Origin of the sequence: Streptomyces solincola, assembly GCF_002982015.1 — a bacterium.
Classification (GTDB): Bacteria; Actinomycetota; Actinomycetes; order Streptomycetales; family Streptomycetaceae; genus Streptomyces; species Streptomyces solincola.
On record NZ_PVLV01000243.1, the window covers coordinates 1 to 17,064 of the forward strand.

Consider the following 17,064-nt stretch of genomic DNA (forward strand, 5'->3'; position numbering starts at 1 on the left):
CCGCACCCGCCGCGCTGTGACGCGAGGCTGAGCCCCGGGCGGTCACCCCCTTGCGGCGGGTGACCGCCCGGGGCCGCCCGAGCGCGGGGACGAGGGGGCGTTTCCGGCCACCGCGCGCCCGCACGCCGGGAACGAGACCTCGCTCACGTGGTGTGGCGGGTCGTGGGGCGGGAAGAGGTTAAAATCGCCGGTGACCAGCGAGGACGGGGCGTCTCGCCGGTCGTGCTCCGGGGCGCGTGATGCGGGCGGCGTACCGTATGCGCGCGGAAGCAGGTACCGTTGAAGCCCTACGGGTCGGTCTCTCTGCGGAGAGTCCGCCTCGATTCATGAACGCGTGTCAAGACTCTGGGGCCGTCGAGCCCCGTCACCGAGGGGGTCGAGCCATGGGGCGCGGCCGGGCCAAGGCCAAGCAGACGAAGGTCGCCCGCCAGCTGAAGTACAACAGCGGCGGGACGGACCTCTCCCGCCTGGCGAACGAGCTGGGCGCATCACCTTCGAGTCAGCCGCCGAACGGCGAACCGTTCGAGGACGACGACGAGGAAGACGACCCGTACGCCCGCTACGCGGAGCTGTACAACGACGACGGCGAGGACGAGGACGACGAGTCCGGCCAGTCGTCGCAGCAGCGTCGTCGCGGCGCTTGACGCCCGCGTCTTTCGAAACCGGTCCGGGGCCCTGCCCCGGACCGGTTTCTGCGCTGTGCGCCGGCCGGCTGGCGGTCAGCTCGCGTAGTCGCCGGTCAGCTCGGCCCCGTCGGTCCGCTCGCCGCGCTCGGTGATCCCGCCGGCGACCCAGGCGTCCAGGCCCCGGTCGGCGAGGGTGGTCAGGGCCGCGTCGACGGACTCGGCGGGGACGACGGCCATCATGCCGACGCCCATGTTGAGGGTCTTCTCCAGCTCCAGCCGCTCCACCTGTCCGGCGGCGCCGACCAGGTCGAAGACCGCGCCGGGGGCCCACGTCGAACGGTCCACGGTGGCGTGCAGCCCGTCCGGGATGACCCGGGCGAGGTTGGCCGCCAGCCCGCCGCCGGTGATGTGGCTGAAGGCGTGCACCTCGGTGGTGCGGGTGAGCGCCAGGCAGTCCAGCGAGTAGATCCGGGTGGGCTCCAGCAGCTCCTCTCCGAGAGTGCGGCCCAGCTCCTCGACCCGCGTCTCCAGGGTCATCCCGGCCCGGTCGAACAGCACATGGCGGACCAGCGAGTACCCGTTGGAGTGAAGGCCGGAGGAGGCCATCGCGATGACCGCGTCGCCGGAGCGGATGCGGTCGGGGCCCAGCAGCCGGTCGGCCTCGACCACGCCGGTGCCCGCGCCGGCCACGTCGAAGTCGTCCTCGCCGAGCAGCCCCGGGTGCTCCGCGGTCTCGCCGCCGACCAGGGCGCAGCCGGCCAGCACGCAGCCCTCGGCGATGCCCTTGACGATGGCGGCCACCCGCTCGGGGTGGACCTTGCCGACGCAGATGTAGTCGGTCATGAACAGCGGCTCCGCGCCGCACACCACGATGTCGTCCATGACCATGGCGACCAGGTCGTGGCCGATGGTGTCATAGACGCCGAGGCGGCGGGCGATGTCCACCTTGGTTCCGACGCCGTCGGTGGCGGAGGCCAGCAGCGGCCGCTCGTAGCGCTTGAGGGCGGTGGCGTCGAAGAGGCCGGCGAAGCCGCCGATGCCGCCGAGGACCTCGGGGCGCCGGGTCTTCTTCACCCACTCCTTCATCAGCTCGACGGCGCGGTCGCCGGCTTCGATGTCGACGCCCGCGCTCGCGTAGGAGGCGCCGCCTGCGGCACTGGTGGCCTGGGAGGACATGGCTGCGGAACTTTCGTGTGGGAGGTGGCCCCGGGCCCGGCGCGGTGCGCGGACGGGCCCGGGCGCGGGGATCAGGGGCGGCGCAGGGCGTCGGCCGCCGCGGTGGCGGCCGGGCCCGCGGCCAGCTCGGTCTCCAGGAGCTGCTTGCCGAGCAGCTCGGGGTCGGGCAGCTCCATCGGGTACTCGCCGTCGAAGCAGGCGCGGCACAGCTTCGGCTTGTCGATGGTGGTGGCCTCGATCATGCCGTCGATGGAGATGTACGACAGCGAGTCGGCGCCCAGCGAGGTGCCGATCTCGTCCACGGTCATGCCGTTGGCGATCAGCTCGGCGCGGGTGGCGAAGTCGATGCCGAAGAAGCAGGGCCACTTCACCGGGGGCGAGGAGATCCGGATGTGGACCTCGGCGGCGCCGGCCTCGCGGAGCATCCGCACCAGGGCCCGCTGGGTGTTGCCGCGGACGATGGAGTCGTCGACGACGACCAGCCGCTTGCCCTTGATGACTTCCTTGAGCGGGTTGAGCTTGAGCCGGATGCCGAGCTGGCGGATGGTCTGCGAGGGCTGGATGAAGGTCCGGCCGACGTAGGCGTTCTTGACCAGGCCGGCGCCGAACGGGATGCCGCTTGCCTCCGCGTAGCCGATGGCGGCGGGGGTGCCGGACTCCGGCGTCGCTATGACCAGGTCGGCCTCGGCCGGGGCCTCCTTGGCGAGGCGGCGGCCCATCTCGACCCGGGAGAGGTAGACGTTCCGGCCGGCGATGTCGGTGTCGGGGCGGGCCAGGTAGACGTACTCGAAGACACAGCCCTTGGGCTTCGCTTCCGCGAAGCGCGAGGTGCGGATGCCGTTCTCGTCGATGGCGATCATCTCGCCGGGCTCGACCTCGCGGACGAAGCTGGCGCCGCAGATGTCGAGCGCGGCGGACTCGGAGGCGACCACCCAGCCGCGCTCCAGCCGGCCGAGCACCAGCGGGCGGATGCCCTGCGGGTCGCGTGCGGCGTAGAGGGTGTGCTCGTCCATGAAGACGAGCGAGAAGGCGCCCCGCACCTCGGGGAGGACCGCGGCGGCCGCCTCCTCGATGGTGAGCGGCTTGCCGCCCTCGTCGACCTGGCCGGCCAGCAGGGCGGTGACCAGGTCGGTGTCGTTGGTGGCCGCCACCTGGGTGGCGCGGCCGTCCTGCTTGGGCAGGTCGGCGACCATCTCGGCGAGCCGGGCGGTGTTCACCAGGTTGCCGTTGTGGCCGAGCGCGATGGAGCCGTGGGCGGTGGCCCGGAACGTCGGCTGGGCGTTCTCCCACACGGAGGCGCCGGTGGTCGAGTAGCGGGCGTGACCGACCGCGATATGGCCCTGGAGGGAGCCGAGGGAGGTTTCGTCGAAGACCTGGGAGACCAGTCCCATGTCCTTGAAGACGAGGATCTGGGAGCCGTTGCCGACCGCGATACCCGCGGATTCCTGGCCTCGGTGTTGGAGGGCGTAAAGCCCGAAGTACGTCAGCTTTGCGACCTCTTCACCCGGGGCCCAGACACCGAAGACGCCGCAGGCGTCCTGGGGACCCTTTTCGCCGGGAAGCAGATCGTGATTGAGTCGACCGTCACCACGTGGCACGCCACCGAGTGTAGGCGAGATCGACCACTGGTCCGAATTGGGGACGGACCCCGGGGCGGTTCGGCGGAACCTCCGAGACCGCTTGCGCCCCGCTGACCAGGCCCCTTGCCGGGGTCTTTTCAGCGGGGCGGGTCCGCGGGGTGTGACGGACCTCGCAGCGGCGGCCCCGGGGCGCGCGCTACTTCGCGGCGCCCTCGGCGGTGAAGCCGGTGCCGTCGGGGGCGGTGACGGTCAGCGTGCGGCCCTCGATCCGGAAGCCGGCCTTGCCGCTCTCCAGCGTCTTGACCAGCGCCTGCTCCAGCTCCATCTGCGGGCCGGCGCACAGCTTGCGGGTGCTCATCACCCGGTCGAAGGCGAGCCTCGCACCGGACTTCTTCGCGGTGGTGGAGAAGCTGTTGCAGCCCAGGTTGCCGCGGAGCGAGCCGTCCGCGCCGAAGACCATGGTCGCCTTGGCCTCGGTGCCCGCGGGCAGCGCGGCGGCCTGCTGCCCCTTGCCCTGCACCAGGCCGTCGACGGTCCAGCCGGTGCCCTCCAGCGGGGCGGGCGGCTGCTCGGCGAGCCGGATGGTCGCGCCGTCGGCGTTGGTGAGCGTCAGGGTGCCGTCCTCGCCCTGCCGGGCGGTCAGTTTGCCGGTGAACGCCTTGGTCGCGGCCGCCTCGAAGGAGCCGCGCGCGTCCGCGCAGGCCATGGCGGTGCCCCTGACGTCGGAGACCGTCACCGTGGAGCCCTGGACGACGGCCTTCGCGCCGAAGTCGTTGCAGCCGAGGGAGCCGCCGACCTCGTCCTTCGCCTGGTCGAAGACGACGTGGGCGGCACCGGCCGGCGGGGCGCTCTTCTTGCCGTCCACCGTCACGCTCTGCACGGCCCAGTGGACGCCGTCGACCTTCGGTGCGGGCGCGTTCTCCACCGAGCCGCTGCCCGCGCCGCCCTCGGTTCCGCAGGCGGCCGCGGCGAGGGCCAGCAGCGGGACGATCGCCGCGGCGGCGCGTGCCGTGACGTGCTTCTTCTTCGCTTGCGCAGTCGTGTTCCGCATGCCGGTGTGACGGACGTCATCGGGTTCCGGTTCCACCGGTGTACGCGGGGCGGCTCAGCCGAGCAGCGGCAGCAGCCCGGAGAGGTCGGCCCGCTCGCCGCCGGCGTGCACCCGGGCGTCGGCGAGGGCCGCGCCCCACTCCGTACGGCCGGTGGCCAGCCGCACCCAGGTCAGCGGGTCGGTCTCGACCACGTTGGGCGGGGTGCCGCGGGTGTGCCGGGGGCCCTCGACGCACTGCACCACGGCGAACGGCGGGATCCGCACCTCGACCGCGCCGCCCGGGGCCGCGGTGGCCAGGGTGTCGGCCAGCAGCCGGACGCAGGCGGCCAGCGCCTGCCGGTCGAAGGGGACGGCGAGCCCGGCCGCGTCGTTCAGGTCGTCGGTGTGGACGGTGAGTTCGACGGTCCGGGTGACCAGGAAGTCGCCGAGCCGCACCCCGCCGAAGCGGGTGGTGATCAGCCGCTCGTCGGAGGCGCCGGCCAGCGCCGCGGCCAGCTCGCGCCCGGTCTGCGCGTACAGCGCCGCCAGCGCCTCGGGGGTGTCGGCGGCCGCCTCGGCGATCTCCCGGGTGTCGTGGTCCACGTCGGCCGCGAACCGGCGGGTGGCGGTGGGCCACTGGTGCAGGGTGAGGTCCCGGGTGACCGGCGCGGGTGCGTTGACGCCCCGGATCACCGAGCGCACCGCCATGGTGATGTGGGCCGCCAGTTCGCGCACGGTCCAGGCGCCGAGCCGGGTGGGCTGGGCGAGCTGCTCCGGGGTGAGGGCGAGCACCGCCGCCCGCACGTGGTCGAACTGAGCGAGCACGGCGGCGCGGGTGCGGGCCGGGTCGTAACTGCGGGTGCGCTTGCGGGCGGTGGGCGGCATGGGGCCGAGCGTAGCGGGGCCTCGGGGGTGCGGGGGCGGTGAAGCCGGGGGCCGCCCGGTCGGGACGCCGACGGCATGCGGCGCTCGCGGCGGGCAGGAACGGCGACCGCTTGAACATCGCCCAGGTGTCGGCGCGGTCGGCGGCCGGCGCGGTGGCCTGCCTGCCGGTCGCGGTCATGGCGGCGCCTCCCTCCGGCGGGTGACCGGTGCCATCGGCGGGGGCCGGTGGGCGCGGGGGGGGGCGGCCGCCTGGGATCCGGCACCCGCTCCGGCGGCGGGTGTGCCGGGACCGTCGGCCGCCCGGACGAGGGCGCACGCCGAAGCCCCCGGCCGGCGGTTTCCCGTTCCGGACCGGGGGCTTCGGCTTCGCGGGGGCGGGGCGTCAGGCGAGCAGCCCCGGGATGGTCGCCTCGTGCGCGGCGCGCAGCTCGGCCAGGCCGAGCGTGAACTCGCCCTGCACGTCGATCTCCTCGCCGTCCACCACGCCAATCCGGACGGCCGGCAGGCCGCGGGCGCCGCACATGTCGGTGAACCGCAGCTCCTCGCTGCGCGGGACGGCGACGACGGCGCGGCCGGCCGACTCGCTGAACAGGAAGGTGAAGGCGTCCAGGCCGTCCGGGACGACCAGCCGGGCGCCGTTGCCGCCGCGCAGGCAGGACTCCACGACCGCCTGCACCAGGCCGCCGTCGGAGAGGTCGTGCGCCGCGTCGACCATGCCGTCGCGGGAGGCGGAGATCAGGATCTCGCCCAGCAGCCTCTCCCGGTCCAGGTCCACCTTCGGCGGCAGCCCGCCCAGGTGCCCGTGGACGACCTCGGACCAGGCCGAGCCGCCGAACTCCTCGCGGGTGTCGCCCAGCAGGTACAGCAACTGCCCCTGCTCGGCGAAGGCGATCGGGGTGCGGCGGTTGACGTCGTCGATGACGCCGAGGACGGCGACCACCGGGGTGGGGTGGATCGCGGTCTCACCGGTCTGGTTGTAGAGCGAGACGTTGCCGCCGGTCACCGGGGTGCCGAGGGCCAGGCAGCCGTCCGCCAGGCCGCGGGTGGCCTCGGCGAACTGCCACATCACCGCCGGGTCCTCGGGCGATCCGAAGTTCAGGCAGTCGGAGACCGCGAGCGGCCTGGCGCCGGAGGCGGCGACGTTGCGGTACGCCTCGGCCAGCGCCAACTGCGCGCCCGTGTAGGGGTCGAGCTTGGCGTAGCGGCCGTTGCCGTCGGTGGCGATGGCGACGCCGAGGTCGGTGTCCTCGTCGATGCGGATCATGCCGGAGTCCTCCGGCTGCGCCAGCACCGTGTTGCCCTGCACGAACCGGTCGTACTGGTCGGTGATCCACGCCTTGGACGCCTGGTTGGGCGAGGAGACGAGCCGCAGGACCTGGTCCTTCAGCTCGTCGCCGCCGGCCGGGCGGGGAAGCGCGCCCGCGTCGTCGGCCTGGAGCGCGTCCTGCCAGGAGGGGCGCTCGTAGGGGCGGTGGTAGGTGGGGCCCTCGTGGGCGACGGTGCCCGGGGGCACGTCCACGATCTGCTCGCCGTGCCAGAAGATCTCCAGCCGCTCGCCGTCGGTGACCTCGCCGATGACGGTGGCGATGACGTCCCACTTCTCGCAGATCTCCAGGAAGCGCTCAACGTGCCGCGGCTCGACGATCGCGCACATCCGCTCCTGGGACTCGCTCATGAGGATCTCCTCAGGCGAGAGCGTGGCGTCGCGCAGCGGCACGGTGTCCAGCTCGACCCGCATGCCGCCGGTGCCGGCCGAGGCCAGCTCGCTGGTGGCGCAGGACAGCCCGGCGCCGCCGAGGTCCTGGATGCCGGCGACCAGCTTCTCGGCGAAGATCTCCAGGGTGCACTCGATGAGGAGCTTCTCCTGGAAGGGGTCGCCGACCTGCACGGCGGGGCGCTTGGTGGGCTTGCTGTCGTCGAAGGTCTCGGACGCGAGGACCGAGACGCCGCCGATGCCGTCGCCGCCGGTGCGGGCGCCGTAGAGGATGACCTTGTTGCCGGGGCCGGAGGCCTTGGCGAGGTGGATGTCCTCGTGCTTCATCACGCCGATGCAGCCGGCGTTGACCAGCGGGTTGCCCTGGTAGCAGGCGTCGAAGACGACCTCGCCGCCGATGTTGGGCAGGCCCAGGCAGTTGCCGTAGCCGCCGATGCCGGCCACCACGCCGGGCAGCACCCGCTTGGTGTCGGGGTGGTCGGCGGCGCCGAAGCGCAGCGGGTCGACCACGGCGACCGGGCGGGCGCCCATGGCCAGGATGTCGCGGACGATGCCGCCGACGCCGGTGGCCGCGCCCTGGTAGGGCTCGATGTACGAGGGGTGGTTGTGCGACTCGACCTTGAAGGTCACCGCGTACCCCTGGCCGACGTCGACCACGCCGGCGTTCTCGCCGATGCCGACGAGCATGGCGTCGTTGGCGGGGGCCTTCTCGCCGAACTGCTTCAGGTGGACCTTGCTGCTCTTGTACGAGCAGTGCTCGGACCACATGACCGAGTACATGGCCAGCTCGGCGCCGGTGGGCCGGCGGCCGAGAATCTCCCGGATGCGGGCGTACTCGTCCTGCTTGAGGCCCAGTTCGGCCCAGGGCAGCTCGGTGTCCGGGGTCTCGCCGGCGTGCTTGACGGTGTCGAGGGTCATCAGGCGCTGACCAACTTCTTGAGGATCGAGGTGAAGAAACCGAGGCCGTCGGTGCCGCCGGTGCCGACCAGCGGCTCCACGGCGTGCTCGGGGTGCGGCATCAGGCCGACGACGTTGCCGGCGGCGTTGGTGATGCCGGCGATGTTCCGCAGCGAGCCGTTGGGGTTGCCGTAGCCGTCCGCCGGGTCGCCCTCGGTGAGGTAGCGGAAGGCCACCCGGCCCTCCGCCTCCAGCTCGTCGAGGGTGCGCTCGTCGGCGGTGTAGCGGCCGTCCATGTTCTTCAGCGGGATGGAGATCTCCTGGCCGGCCTCGAAATCGGCGGACCAGGCGGTCGAGGCGTTCTCCACGCGCAGCCTCTGCTCGCGGCAGACGAAGTGCAGGTGGTCGTTCTGGAGCATCGCGCCGGGCAGCAGGTGGGCCTCGGTGAGGACCTGGAAGCCGTTGCAGATGCCGAGGACCGGCAGGCCCGCCTTCGCCTGCTCGATGATCGTCTCCATCACCGGGGAGAACCGGGAGATGGCGCCGGCGCGCAGGTAGTCGCCGTAGGAGAAGCCGCCCGGCAGGACGACCGCGTCGACCTGGTGCAGGTCCTTGTCGCGGTGCCACAGGGCCACCGGCTCGGCGCCCGCGAGCCGCACGGCCCGCAGCGCGTCCCGGTCGTCGAGGGTGCCGGGGAAGGTGACGACGCCGATGCGTGCCGTCACGACTCCACCTTCACGGTGAAGTCCTCGATGACGGTGTTGGCGAGGAAGGTCTCGGCCATCTCGTGGATGCGGGCCAGGGCGGCGTCGTCCACCGGCCCCTCCACGTCCAGTTCGAAGCGCTTCCCCTGGCGGACGTCGGCGATTCCGTCGAATCCGAGGCGGGGCAGTGCGCGCTGCACCGCCTGCCCCTGCGGGTCGAGGATCTCCGGCTTGAGCATGACGTCGACTACGACGCGTGCCACTGGCACTCCCGTGGTGTGTTGCGAAGGCGGTTCCCTCAGCGTACCTGTCTCCAATTTCTACGCGGGTAGAGAACTGGAGGTCCCTACAAGAGGCGCAGGCCCGCCGCAAGATCACCGCCGTCCTCGCCGGCGCTCCGCCGAACGCTCTCCCGGCGTCCCGCCGGACGTCCCGCCGGGAAAATCGCGGAAAAGAAAGAGGACGGCCCATTGCCGTCGGACACGCGCAAGCAATTGGCTGGGCTTCTCCGTCGGACGCCTTCCGCTGTACAAAGGAATGCGGAGGAAAGCGGAACCGCACCTCGATCACCATGAATCCGGTGACACCGCACTTCAGCGCGGTACCGGCAGGAAAGGACCGATATCCGTGGCACAGCGCGTAGTGGTCACGCTCTTCGACGACATCGACGGCGGAGAAGCGGCGGAAACGGTCGTGTTCGGACTCGACGGCAAGTCGTACGAGATCGACCTCAATCCTGCCAATGCAAAAAAGCTGCGCAAGGCGCTGGCGCCCTACGTCGCCGCCGGCCGGACGCAGGCGGGCGCCGGACGCGGCCGCCGCCCCGGGTCAGCCCGCGGGACCCGCGCCGGCCAGGGCTCGCACACCACCCTCGACCCGGACCCGGCCGCCGTCCGCGCCTGGGCCCAGTCGAACAAGCTCGACGTGCCCGCCAGAGGCCGCATCCCCCAGCGGATCTACGACGCCTTCCACGCGGCGGGCTGAGCGGGCCCCCTGAGGCCGCCTCAGGGGGCGGCCCCGCCGCCGAGTTGCGCACCCCCCGGGGTGATCGGCTAGAGTCTGGATCACGCCGAGGGGCGAGGCCGGAAAAAGCCTCCACCTCACGGAGCGTGCGGGTGTAGTTCAGTAGTAGAACACCCCCCTTCCAGGGGGGAGGCGCAGTGTGCAATTCCTGTCACCCGCTCCGTACCGCGTACCGATCATTCCATCCGATCCGGTACAGTGGTGCTCGCACCGCCCAGTGAGAGCTGAGCGGGAGCAATGCGGACGTGGCTCAGTTGGTAGAGCATCACCTTGCCAAGGTGAGGGTCGCGAGTTCGAATCTCGTCGTCCGCTCAGAGTCGAAACCCCCGGTCATCGCGACCGGGGGTTTTCGCGTGGTGCACCCGGTGCGGGGCGCATGACATCTGTCATGGCACGTGGCTGACGGCGCGCACTGCCGAGGGCCGCGAACGGCCGGAAGCCTGGAACCATGACCAAGACCGAACCACTGAACACCCACGCCATCGAGGCGGACGGGCTGCGGCGGCGGTACGCGGGCGGGTACGAGGCGGTGCGCGGCATCGGCTTCTCCGTCGCGTACGGCGAGATCTTCGCGCTGCTGGGCACCAACGGGGCCGGCAAGACCTCGACCGTGGAACTGCTGGAGGGCCTGGCCCGGCCCAGCGGCGGGGCCGTGCGGGTGCTGGGCCGCGACCCGTACCGGGAGCGCGCGGCCGTCCGCCCGCGGATCGGCGTGATGCTCCAGGAAGGCGGCTTCCCCTCCGACCTGACCGTCGCCGAGACGGTGCGGATGTGGGCCGGCTGCACCTCGGGGGCGCGGCCGGCCGGGGAGGCGCTGGAGCTGACCGGGCTCGGCCGCCGGGCCGCGGTGCGGGTCAAGCAGCTCTCCGGCGGCGAGCGGCGCCGGCTCGATCTGGCGCTGGCGCTGCTGGGGCGGCCCGAGGTGCTGTTCCTGGACGAGCCGACCACCGGGCTGGACGCCGAAGGGCGGCGCGACACCTGGCAGTTGGTGCGCGAGCTGCGCGACGGCGGCACCACGGTGCTGCTGACCACGCACTACCTGGAGGAGGCGGAGGCGCTCGCCGACCGGCTGGCGATCATGCACGGCGGCCGGATCGTGGCGGCCGGCACCCCCGCCGAGGTGACCGCCGCCCGGCCGGCCCGCATCCGGTTCACGCTGCCCCGCGACGTACCCGCCGGAAAGCTGCCGCTGACCCTGCGGGCGGCCGAGCAGGGCGGCGGACGGATCGAGGTCCGCACCCCCGACCTCCAGCAGTCGCTCGGCGAACTGCTGCGGTGGGCGCAGGAGTCCGGCGTACGGCTGGAGGCCCTGGACGCCCGTTCGGCGTCCCTGGAGGAGGCGTTCCTCGACATCGCGCGGGACGAGGACACCGCACGGGACGAGGACGTCGCACGGGACGGAACCACCCCGCGCGACGGGGACGTCCCGCGGGAGCGGACGGACGGACGGCACGGGGCCGGGACGGCCGGCGTCGAGAAGGCGGGGGTGTGACATGGCGGCCACCGAGGTGCGCGCCGAGGCGCGGGAGCAGCGGTCCACGGCGGCGCGGCGGCTGGGCGCGCTGGCCCGGGCCGAGCTGACCCTGCTGGTGCGCAACAAGTACGCGCTGTTCACCGCCGTGCTGATGCCGCCGCTGATGGTCGCCGTGATCCGCAGCGCGCTGGACCAGGCGGCGCTCGGCGGCTCCGGCATGAGCGCGCTGGAGGGGGCGCTGACCGGCGGGCTGGCGATGATGCTGGTGCTGGTGGTCTACCTCAACCTCACCTCCGCCTATGTGGCCCGGCGCGAGGAGCTGGTGCTCAAGCGGCTGCGCACCGGCGAGGTGACCGACGGCGAGATCATGGCCGGCACCGCGATGTCGGCGGTGGCGCCGGCGTTGGCGCAGAGCGTGCTGATGGTGGTCGCGGGCACCGTGCTGCTGGACATGCCCGCCCCGCGCCGGCCGGAGCTGCTGGTGCCAGCGCTGCTGGCCGGGATCGTGCTGCTCGCCGCGCTGGCCGGGCTGACCGCCGCGTTCACCCGGACCACCGAGAGCGCGCAGATCACCACCCTGCCGCTGCTGATGGTCTCGGCGATGGGCTCGGGACTGTTCGTGCCGCTGGAGACGTTCCCCGACACGGTCGCCTCGGTGTGCGAGCTGCTGCCGCTGACCGGGGTGACCACGCTGATCCGGGCGGGCTGGCTGGGCTCCGGCGGCGGGCAGGGCGTGCTGGAGGCCGCCGTCACCACCGCGGCATGGGTCATCCTGTCCGGGTACGCCGCGCGCCGCTGGTTCCGCTGGGAGCCCCGGCGCTGAGCGGAGCGTACGCCGTGGGCGCGAGGACGTGAGGAGGCCGGTGTGCGGCTGACGGGCTGGTGGAGCCGGCGCAGCAACCCGGAGAAGGTCGAGCTGTACACCCGGTGGTCCTTCCACCTCTTCGCGCTCGCGGAGGTCGGGTCGATCGGGATGGGGGCGGCGGTCACCGCGCCCGCGCCCTGGGGCGGCTGGCTGCTGCTGGCGGTCGCCGGGCACGCCGGGCTCGGCCTGGTGGTGTTCGCGCGGGCGCTGGACTGGGCGCTGGGCCGCCGCCCGCGCCCCGACCGGCTGTTCGCGGGGTACGGGCTGCTGTCGGCGGCGGTCGCCGTGGGCGCGCTGGTGCTGGACGGCGTCGGGGTGATCGACCGGCACGCGGCCGGCCCCGTCGCGGCGGGGGTGACCGCCTTCACCGTCGGGGCGCTGACCATGGGCGCCCGCAGGGTCCGGGTGATGATCGCGGTGACGCTCGGGGCGGCCGGCGGCCTGGGGGCCGTCGCGGCGGCCTGCCGGATGCCGCTGGAGTCGGTCGTCGCGGGCACGGTCAGCGCCGCCGTCCTGGGACTCGCCATGGTGTTCGTCACCGCCTTCTCCGCCTGGCTGCTGCGCTCGATGTGGGAGCTGGACGCCTCCCGCGAGCTCCAGGCGCGGCTGGCGGTCGCCGAGGAGCGGTTGCGGTTCGGCCGGGACCTGCACGACGTGATGGGGCGCAACCTGTCGGTGCTGGCCCTCAAGAGCGAGCTGGCGGTGCAGTTGGGGCGGCGCGGGCAGACCGAGGCGGCGCTGGCGCAGATGACCGAGGTGCAGGAGCTGGCGCAGGAGTCGCAGCGGGAGGTGCGGGCGGTGGTGCGCGGCTACCGGGAGGCGGACCTGCACACCGAGGTGGAGGGCGCGCGCGGGGTGCTGGCGGCCGCCGGGATCGACTGCGCGGTGCGCGTCCCGGCGGCGGACGCCCTGCCGCCCGGGGTGCAGTCGGCGCTGGGCTGGGTGGTGCGCGAGGCGGCGACCAACGTGCTGCGGCACGGCGACGCCCGGCGGTGCTGGGTGACGCTGACCGAGGAGGAGGGGGCGGCGGTGCTGGTCGTGGAGGACGACGGGCCGGGGCGACCCGGCGCGTCCGCCGGGGACACGGGGCGGGGCGGCGGGTCCGGCCTCGCCGGGCTGCGGGAGCGGCTGGCCGCCCTCGACGGCGTGCTGACGGCCGGGGTGGTGGACGGCGGCCGGTTCAGGGTCACCGCCAGCGTCCCGGCGGGCGAACCGGCGGCCGGGGCGACCGGTGCGGTGGCGGCCGGGGCCCGGCCGGCGGCGGGAGGCGCGGCGTGAGCCCGGTACGCGTGCTGCTGGCCGACGACGAGCACCTGATCCGCGGGGCGCTGGCGGCGCTGCTCGGTCTGGAGGACGACCTGGTGGTGGTCGCCGAGGCCGCGTCCGGGCCGGAGGCGATGGCCATGGCCCGGGCGCACCGGCCGGACGTGGCGGTGCTGGACCTCCAGATGCCGGGCGCGGACGGTGTGAAGGTGGCCACATGGCTGCGGGCCGAACTGCCCGGATGCCGCGCCATGATCGTGACCAGCCACGGGCGGCCCGGGCATCTGAAGCGGGCGCTGGCGGCGGGGGTGCGCGGGTTCGTGCCGAAGACGGTCAGCGCCCGGAGGCTGGCCGAGGTCATCCGTACCGTGCACGGCGGAAACCGCTATGTCGACCCGGAGTTGGCGGCCGACGCGATCTCCGCCGGGGACTCCCCGCTGACCGCGCGGGAGGCGGAGGTGCTGGAGCTGGCGGCCGACGGTGCGCCGGTCGCGGAGATCGCCGAGCGGGCCGCGCTGTCACCCGGGACGGTCCGCAACTACCTGTCCTCGGCGGTGACCAAGCTGGGTGCGGAGAACCGTCATGCCGCGGTCCGTCTCGCCCGCGAGCGAGGTTGGGTATAGTGACTTTCGCGCTACGGCGCATGCGGACGTAGCTCAGTTGGTAGAGCGCAACCTTGCCAAGGTTGAGGTCGCGAGTTCGAGCCTCGTCGTCCGCTCAGCGTGAAGAAGCCCCCGGCCCAGCGGCCGGGGGCTTCTTCGTGTGCCCGGGCACCGGCGGCGCCCCCGGCCGGTGGGCTCGGGGATGCCGCCGCGCCGGCTCAGGCCCAGGGGGTGCCGGTCAGCAGCTCGTACGCCTCGACGTACTTGGCGCGGGTCGCCTCCACCACGTCCTCCGGCAGCGCGGGCGGCGGCTGCTCGGAGTGGCGGTCCCAGCCGGAGGCCGGGGAGGTCAGCCAGTCGCGGACGTACTGCTTGTCGTACGAGGGCTGGGCGCGGCCCGGCTCCCAGGTGGCGGCCGGCCAGAAGCGCGAGGAGTCCGGCGTCAGCACCTCGTCCGCGAGCAGCAGGCTCTCGCCGTCGAAGCCGAACTCGAACTTGGTGTCGGCCAGGATGATGCCCCGCTCGCGGGCGATGTCCCGGGCCCGGCTGTAGACGGCGAGGGTGAGCTGGCGCAGCTCGGCGGCGGTCTCCGCACCGGCCTGGCGGGCCACCTCCTCGTAGGAGACGTTCTCGTCGTGGTCGCCGACGGCCGCCTTGGTGGCCGGGGTGAAGATCGGCGCGGGCAGCTCGGAGCCGTCCTCCAGACCCTCGGGCAGCGCCAGCCCGCACACGGTGCGGGTCTCGCGGTACTCGGCGAGGCCGGAGCCGGTGAGGTAGCCGCGGGCCACGCACTCCACCGGCACCATCTCCAGCGAGCGGCACACCAGGGTGCGCCCGGCCCAGTCGGCGGGGGCCCCGGCCGGCAGCTCGGTGGAGAGCACGTGGTTCGGCGCGAGGTCGGCGAGCTGCTCGAACCACCACAGGGAGAGCTGGGTGAGCACCCGGCCCTTGTCCGGGATCTCGGTGGGCAGCACCCAGTCGTAGGCGGAGATCCGGTCGCTGGCCACCATCACCAGGTCGCCGTCCTCGGTGCGGTACAGCTCGCGCACCTTGCCGGTGTGCAGGTGGACCAGGCCCGGCACCTGAAGAGGTTCGGGCTTTTCGACGAATCCGGACACGGTTCCTCCGCGTAGTTCTGTACGACGGGGACGATTGTCCCGCATGGGGCCGGGCGGGCCGACCTGGGTCCGGTCCGGGGGTTCGGTACCGAGTCCTGGGCGGCGCCCGGCCCGGGTTCAGTCGCGCTTGCAGATGCGGTCCAGCAGATTGGCGGTGGCGCGCTGGACGCGCTCGTCGACATGGCCGGGGCGGTCCAGGGCGGGGGACCAGGCGAAGGTGCCGGAGGCGAAGACCAGCGCCCCGGAGGGGGCCCGGTACAGCGAGGTCTCCTGGTGGCGCAGGGCGCCCTCGCTGTCCTGGTAGGGCGAGTGGGCGAGCAGGATGCGGCGCTGGTGCTCGGGCAGGGCGGTGCGCGGGAAGTAGCGGTCGGCCTCCCCGGCGACCAGGCCGGGCAGCTCGTCCTCCTCGCCGGCGCCGGTGGCCTCCCAGAGCCAGTGGCCGGCGTTGCGGACGACCAGCGGGGACGGCTCGGGCACCCGGCCCGCGTACTGGATGCCGAGGAGCTGCTGCTCGGGGCGGTCCAGCTCGCGCCAGAGCGCCGGGCGGCCCGGGCCTCTGCGTTTGCGGCAGGTGAGCAGGCGGTCCGGCACCCCGGAGGCGGACGGGGACAGCTCCACCTGCCAGTACATGGTGTTGGCGGAGAGGAAGACCAGCGAGGTGCCGTGGTCGCGGGCGGCTTCGACGGTGCGGCGCATGGGCGGCGACCAGTACTCGTCGTGGCCGGGGAAGACCAGGCCCCGGTACCGGGTGGGGTCGACCCGGCCGGCGTGCAGGTCGCGGGCGTCGGCGTACGCGAGGTCGTAGCCGTACCGCTCGGCCCAGCGGACGAAGTCGTAGGCGTGGCCCACGTGCAGCGGCAGCCCGGCGCCCGCGTAGGGGCGGTCGAAGGAGACGGTGGTGGCGGCGTCCTCCTCACCGAGCAGCCGCCCCTCCTCGTCCCAGGCGTGGTAGAGGCTGGCGCCGGTACGGCCGTCCTCCGGGTAGAGGTTGTACGCCTGCCAGGTGACGTCGGGCAGGAGCAGCAGCAGGTCGGCGGGGCGCTCGTCGCGGACGGTGAAGGGGATGTGCGAGCGGTGCCCGTCGGCGGTGGTCAGCACGGCGACGTACGCGCCGACCGACCAGTACGAGGGGACCTGGAGCCGCCAGGACAGCCACCAGTGGTGGCAGGAGACGGTGCGGTCGGCGGCGAGCGGGGCCGGCTGGACGATGCCGGACAGGCGGGGGCTGGTGGTGACCTTGGCGGCGCCGGCGCCGGAGTAGTGGCCGATCCGGTAGACGCCGACGGAGAACTCCTGGGGCGGGTCCACGGTGATGTGGAAGTCGACGGCCTCCCCGGGGGTGACCGCGCCGGTGGAGGTGAAGCCCTTGATCTGGCGGTGCACGTCGTCCGCGGACCGGGTGCCGCCGCCGCCCCGGCCGCGGGCGCCCAGGTCGGGGTCGGCGTACCAGGGCACGACCTGCCCGTCGTCGTCGAGATACGGCTCGCTGGCCCGCAGCCAGGGCAGCGGGCCCTGCCCGAACGGGTCCGTGACGGCGTGCGCGAGGGCCCCTGACTCCCACCGCCGGATGTGTTCCGCCCCCATTGGCGCGCCCCTCCCTCGACTCCCCCGTACCTGTCAGTGCCGGTCTCCAGCACATCACATAACGCACGCACCCCATCACCCTTTGTCGCGGATTGACGGAACCGGAATGCGCCCTTCACCTTCCGTCGGGTGCGGGCGGCTCCGCCAGGGCCGCGGGCCGCGCTCACCCCAGCCGTACCGGCTTCTCCGCCCGTACGCCGACGGCGTCCAGCCAGGCCCGCAGCGGCTCCGGGTCGGCGTCCTCGACCAGGCTGAGCACCCGGTCTGCGAGGTCCGGATGGCGCTTGCCGGCGACGAGCAGGGTGGGCCCGTCCAGCCAGTCCAGCCCGGGCGCCGCTCCCGCGGTGTCCACGGCGGCGCAGCACACCATGGCCGTGACGTGGTCCGTCAGCAACTCCCGCTCGCTGCGCGGCGGCTGGAGGGGCAGAAGCGGCAGATCACCCTCGGGGCCCAGGTCGGAGGCGGAGCCGGGCCCCAGGTCGGGAGCGGGGCCCAGCTCGGGGGCGGGGCCCCGCGCCCGACC

Annotated in this window: 15 protein-coding genes, 3 tRNA genes and 1 pseudogene; 9 read left to right on the forward strand and 10 right to left on the reverse strand. The window is 73.5% G+C overall.

The window, feature by feature from the left end; translation table 11 throughout:
* The first annotated feature begins 383 nt into the window (after positions 1-383).
* Entirely contained in the window at positions 384-644 is a 261-nt protein-coding gene (locus tag C6N75_RS16665) for a DUF3073 domain-containing protein (RefSeq protein ID WP_105869699.1), read from the forward strand.
* Between the two features lie 75 nt (positions 645-719).
* Here the strand turns inward: C6N75_RS16665 and purM are convergent, their stop codons facing one another.
* The 7 genes from purM to purS form a co-directional block, all read right to left on the reverse strand.
* Positions 720-1,802 carry a phosphoribosylformylglycinamidine cyclo-ligase gene (gene purM / locus C6N75_RS16670; RefSeq protein ID WP_105869700.1) on the reverse strand — a complete coding sequence of 361 codons (1,083 nt, stop codon included), beginning with the start codon at positions 1,800-1,802 and terminating at the stop codon, positions 720-722.
* Between the two features lie 71 nt (positions 1,803-1,873).
* Positions 1,874-3,400, reverse strand: coding sequence for an amidophosphoribosyltransferase (gene purF, locus C6N75_RS16675; RefSeq protein WP_105869701.1), 1,527 nt, complete (start codon positions 3,398-3,400; stop codon positions 1,874-1,876).
* Positions 3,401-3,578: 178 nt separating this feature from the next.
* A complete protein-coding gene (locus tag C6N75_RS16680) occupies positions 3,579-4,433 on the reverse strand; it encodes an META domain-containing protein (RefSeq protein ID WP_105869702.1) in 855 nt (284 codons plus the stop codon).
* Between the two features lie 54 nt (positions 4,434-4,487).
* Positions 4,488-5,297, reverse strand: coding sequence for a maleylpyruvate isomerase family mycothiol-dependent enzyme (locus tag C6N75_RS16685; protein ID WP_105869703.1), 810 nt, complete (start codon positions 5,295-5,297; stop codon positions 4,488-4,490).
* Positions 5,298-5,679: 382 nt separating this feature from the next.
* Complete coding sequence (purL, locus tag C6N75_RS16690; protein WP_105869704.1) at positions 5,680-7,929, reverse strand: phosphoribosylformylglycinamidine synthase subunit PurL; 2,250 nt, start codon at positions 7,927-7,929, stop codon at positions 5,680-5,682.
* On the reverse strand, positions 7,929-8,633 hold the full coding sequence (gene purQ / locus C6N75_RS16695) for a phosphoribosylformylglycinamidine synthase subunit PurQ (RefSeq protein WP_105869705.1): 705 nt from the start codon (positions 8,631-8,633) through the stop codon (positions 7,929-7,931). The genes purL and purQ overlap by 1 nt, the downstream gene beginning before the upstream one ends.
* A complete protein-coding gene (purS, locus tag C6N75_RS16700) occupies positions 8,630-8,875 on the reverse strand; it encodes a phosphoribosylformylglycinamidine synthase subunit PurS (RefSeq protein WP_105869706.1) in 246 nt (81 codons plus the stop codon). Before purS ends, purQ begins: the two co-directional genes overlap by 4 nt.
* Before the next feature lie 364 nt (positions 8,876-9,239).
* Here purS and C6N75_RS16705 point away from each other — a divergent pair, with 364 nt between their 5' ends.
* The 8 genes from C6N75_RS16705 (at position 9,240) to C6N75_RS16740 (ending at position 13,955) form a co-directional block, all read left to right on the forward strand.
* Entirely contained in the window at positions 9,240-9,596 is a 357-nt protein-coding gene (locus C6N75_RS16705) for a histone-like nucleoid-structuring protein Lsr2 (RefSeq protein ID WP_181160499.1), read from the forward strand.
* Between the two features lie 127 nt (positions 9,597-9,723).
* A tRNA-Gly gene (locus C6N75_RS16710) sits at positions 9,724-9,795 on the forward strand.
* Positions 9,796-9,874: 79 nt separating this feature from the next.
* A tRNA-Gly gene (locus tag C6N75_RS16715) sits at positions 9,875-9,947 on the forward strand.
* A 136-nt stretch (positions 9,948-10,083) separates the two neighbouring features.
* Positions 10,084-11,127, forward strand: a complete 1,044-nt coding sequence (locus tag C6N75_RS16720) for an ABC transporter ATP-binding protein (protein WP_105869708.1) — start codon at positions 10,084-10,086, stop codon at positions 11,125-11,127.
* A 1-nt stretch (position 11,128) separates the two neighbouring features.
* Positions 11,129-11,932, forward strand: coding sequence for an ABC transporter permease (locus tag C6N75_RS16725; RefSeq protein ID WP_105869709.1), 804 nt, complete (start codon positions 11,129-11,131; stop codon positions 11,930-11,932).
* A 42-nt stretch (positions 11,933-11,974) separates the two neighbouring features.
* On the forward strand, positions 11,975-13,252 hold the full coding sequence (locus C6N75_RS16730) for a sensor histidine kinase (RefSeq protein ID WP_105869710.1): 1,278 nt from the start codon (positions 11,975-11,977) through the stop codon (positions 13,250-13,252).
* Complete coding sequence (locus tag C6N75_RS16735; protein WP_105869711.1) at positions 13,249-13,860, forward strand: response regulator transcription factor; 612 nt, start codon at positions 13,249-13,251, stop codon at positions 13,858-13,860. The genes C6N75_RS16730 and C6N75_RS16735 overlap by 4 nt, the downstream gene beginning before the upstream one ends.
* Positions 13,861-13,882: 22 nt before the next feature.
* Positions 13,883-13,955 (forward strand) — tRNA-Gly (locus C6N75_RS16740).
* Positions 13,956-14,057: 102 nt separating this feature from the next.
* On the opposite strand, the gene C6N75_RS16745 is transcribed toward C6N75_RS16740, so the two are convergent.
* The 3 genes and pseudogenes from C6N75_RS16745 to C6N75_RS16755 form a co-directional block, all read right to left on the reverse strand.
* Positions 14,058-14,957: a phosphoribosylaminoimidazolesuccinocarboxamide synthase gene (locus C6N75_RS16745; protein ID WP_105869712.1), complete on the reverse strand. Its 900-nt coding sequence runs from the start codon at positions 14,955-14,957 to the stop codon at positions 14,058-14,060.
* Positions 14,958-15,074: 117 nt separating this feature from the next.
* Entirely contained in the window at positions 15,075-16,541 is a 1,467-nt protein-coding gene (locus tag C6N75_RS16750) for a N,N-dimethylformamidase beta subunit family domain-containing protein (RefSeq protein WP_105869713.1), read from the reverse strand.
* 163 nt (positions 16,542-16,704) lie between these two features.
* Positions 16,705-17,064, reverse strand: a pseudogene (locus tag C6N75_RS16755) (hypothetical protein); the annotation flags it as partial.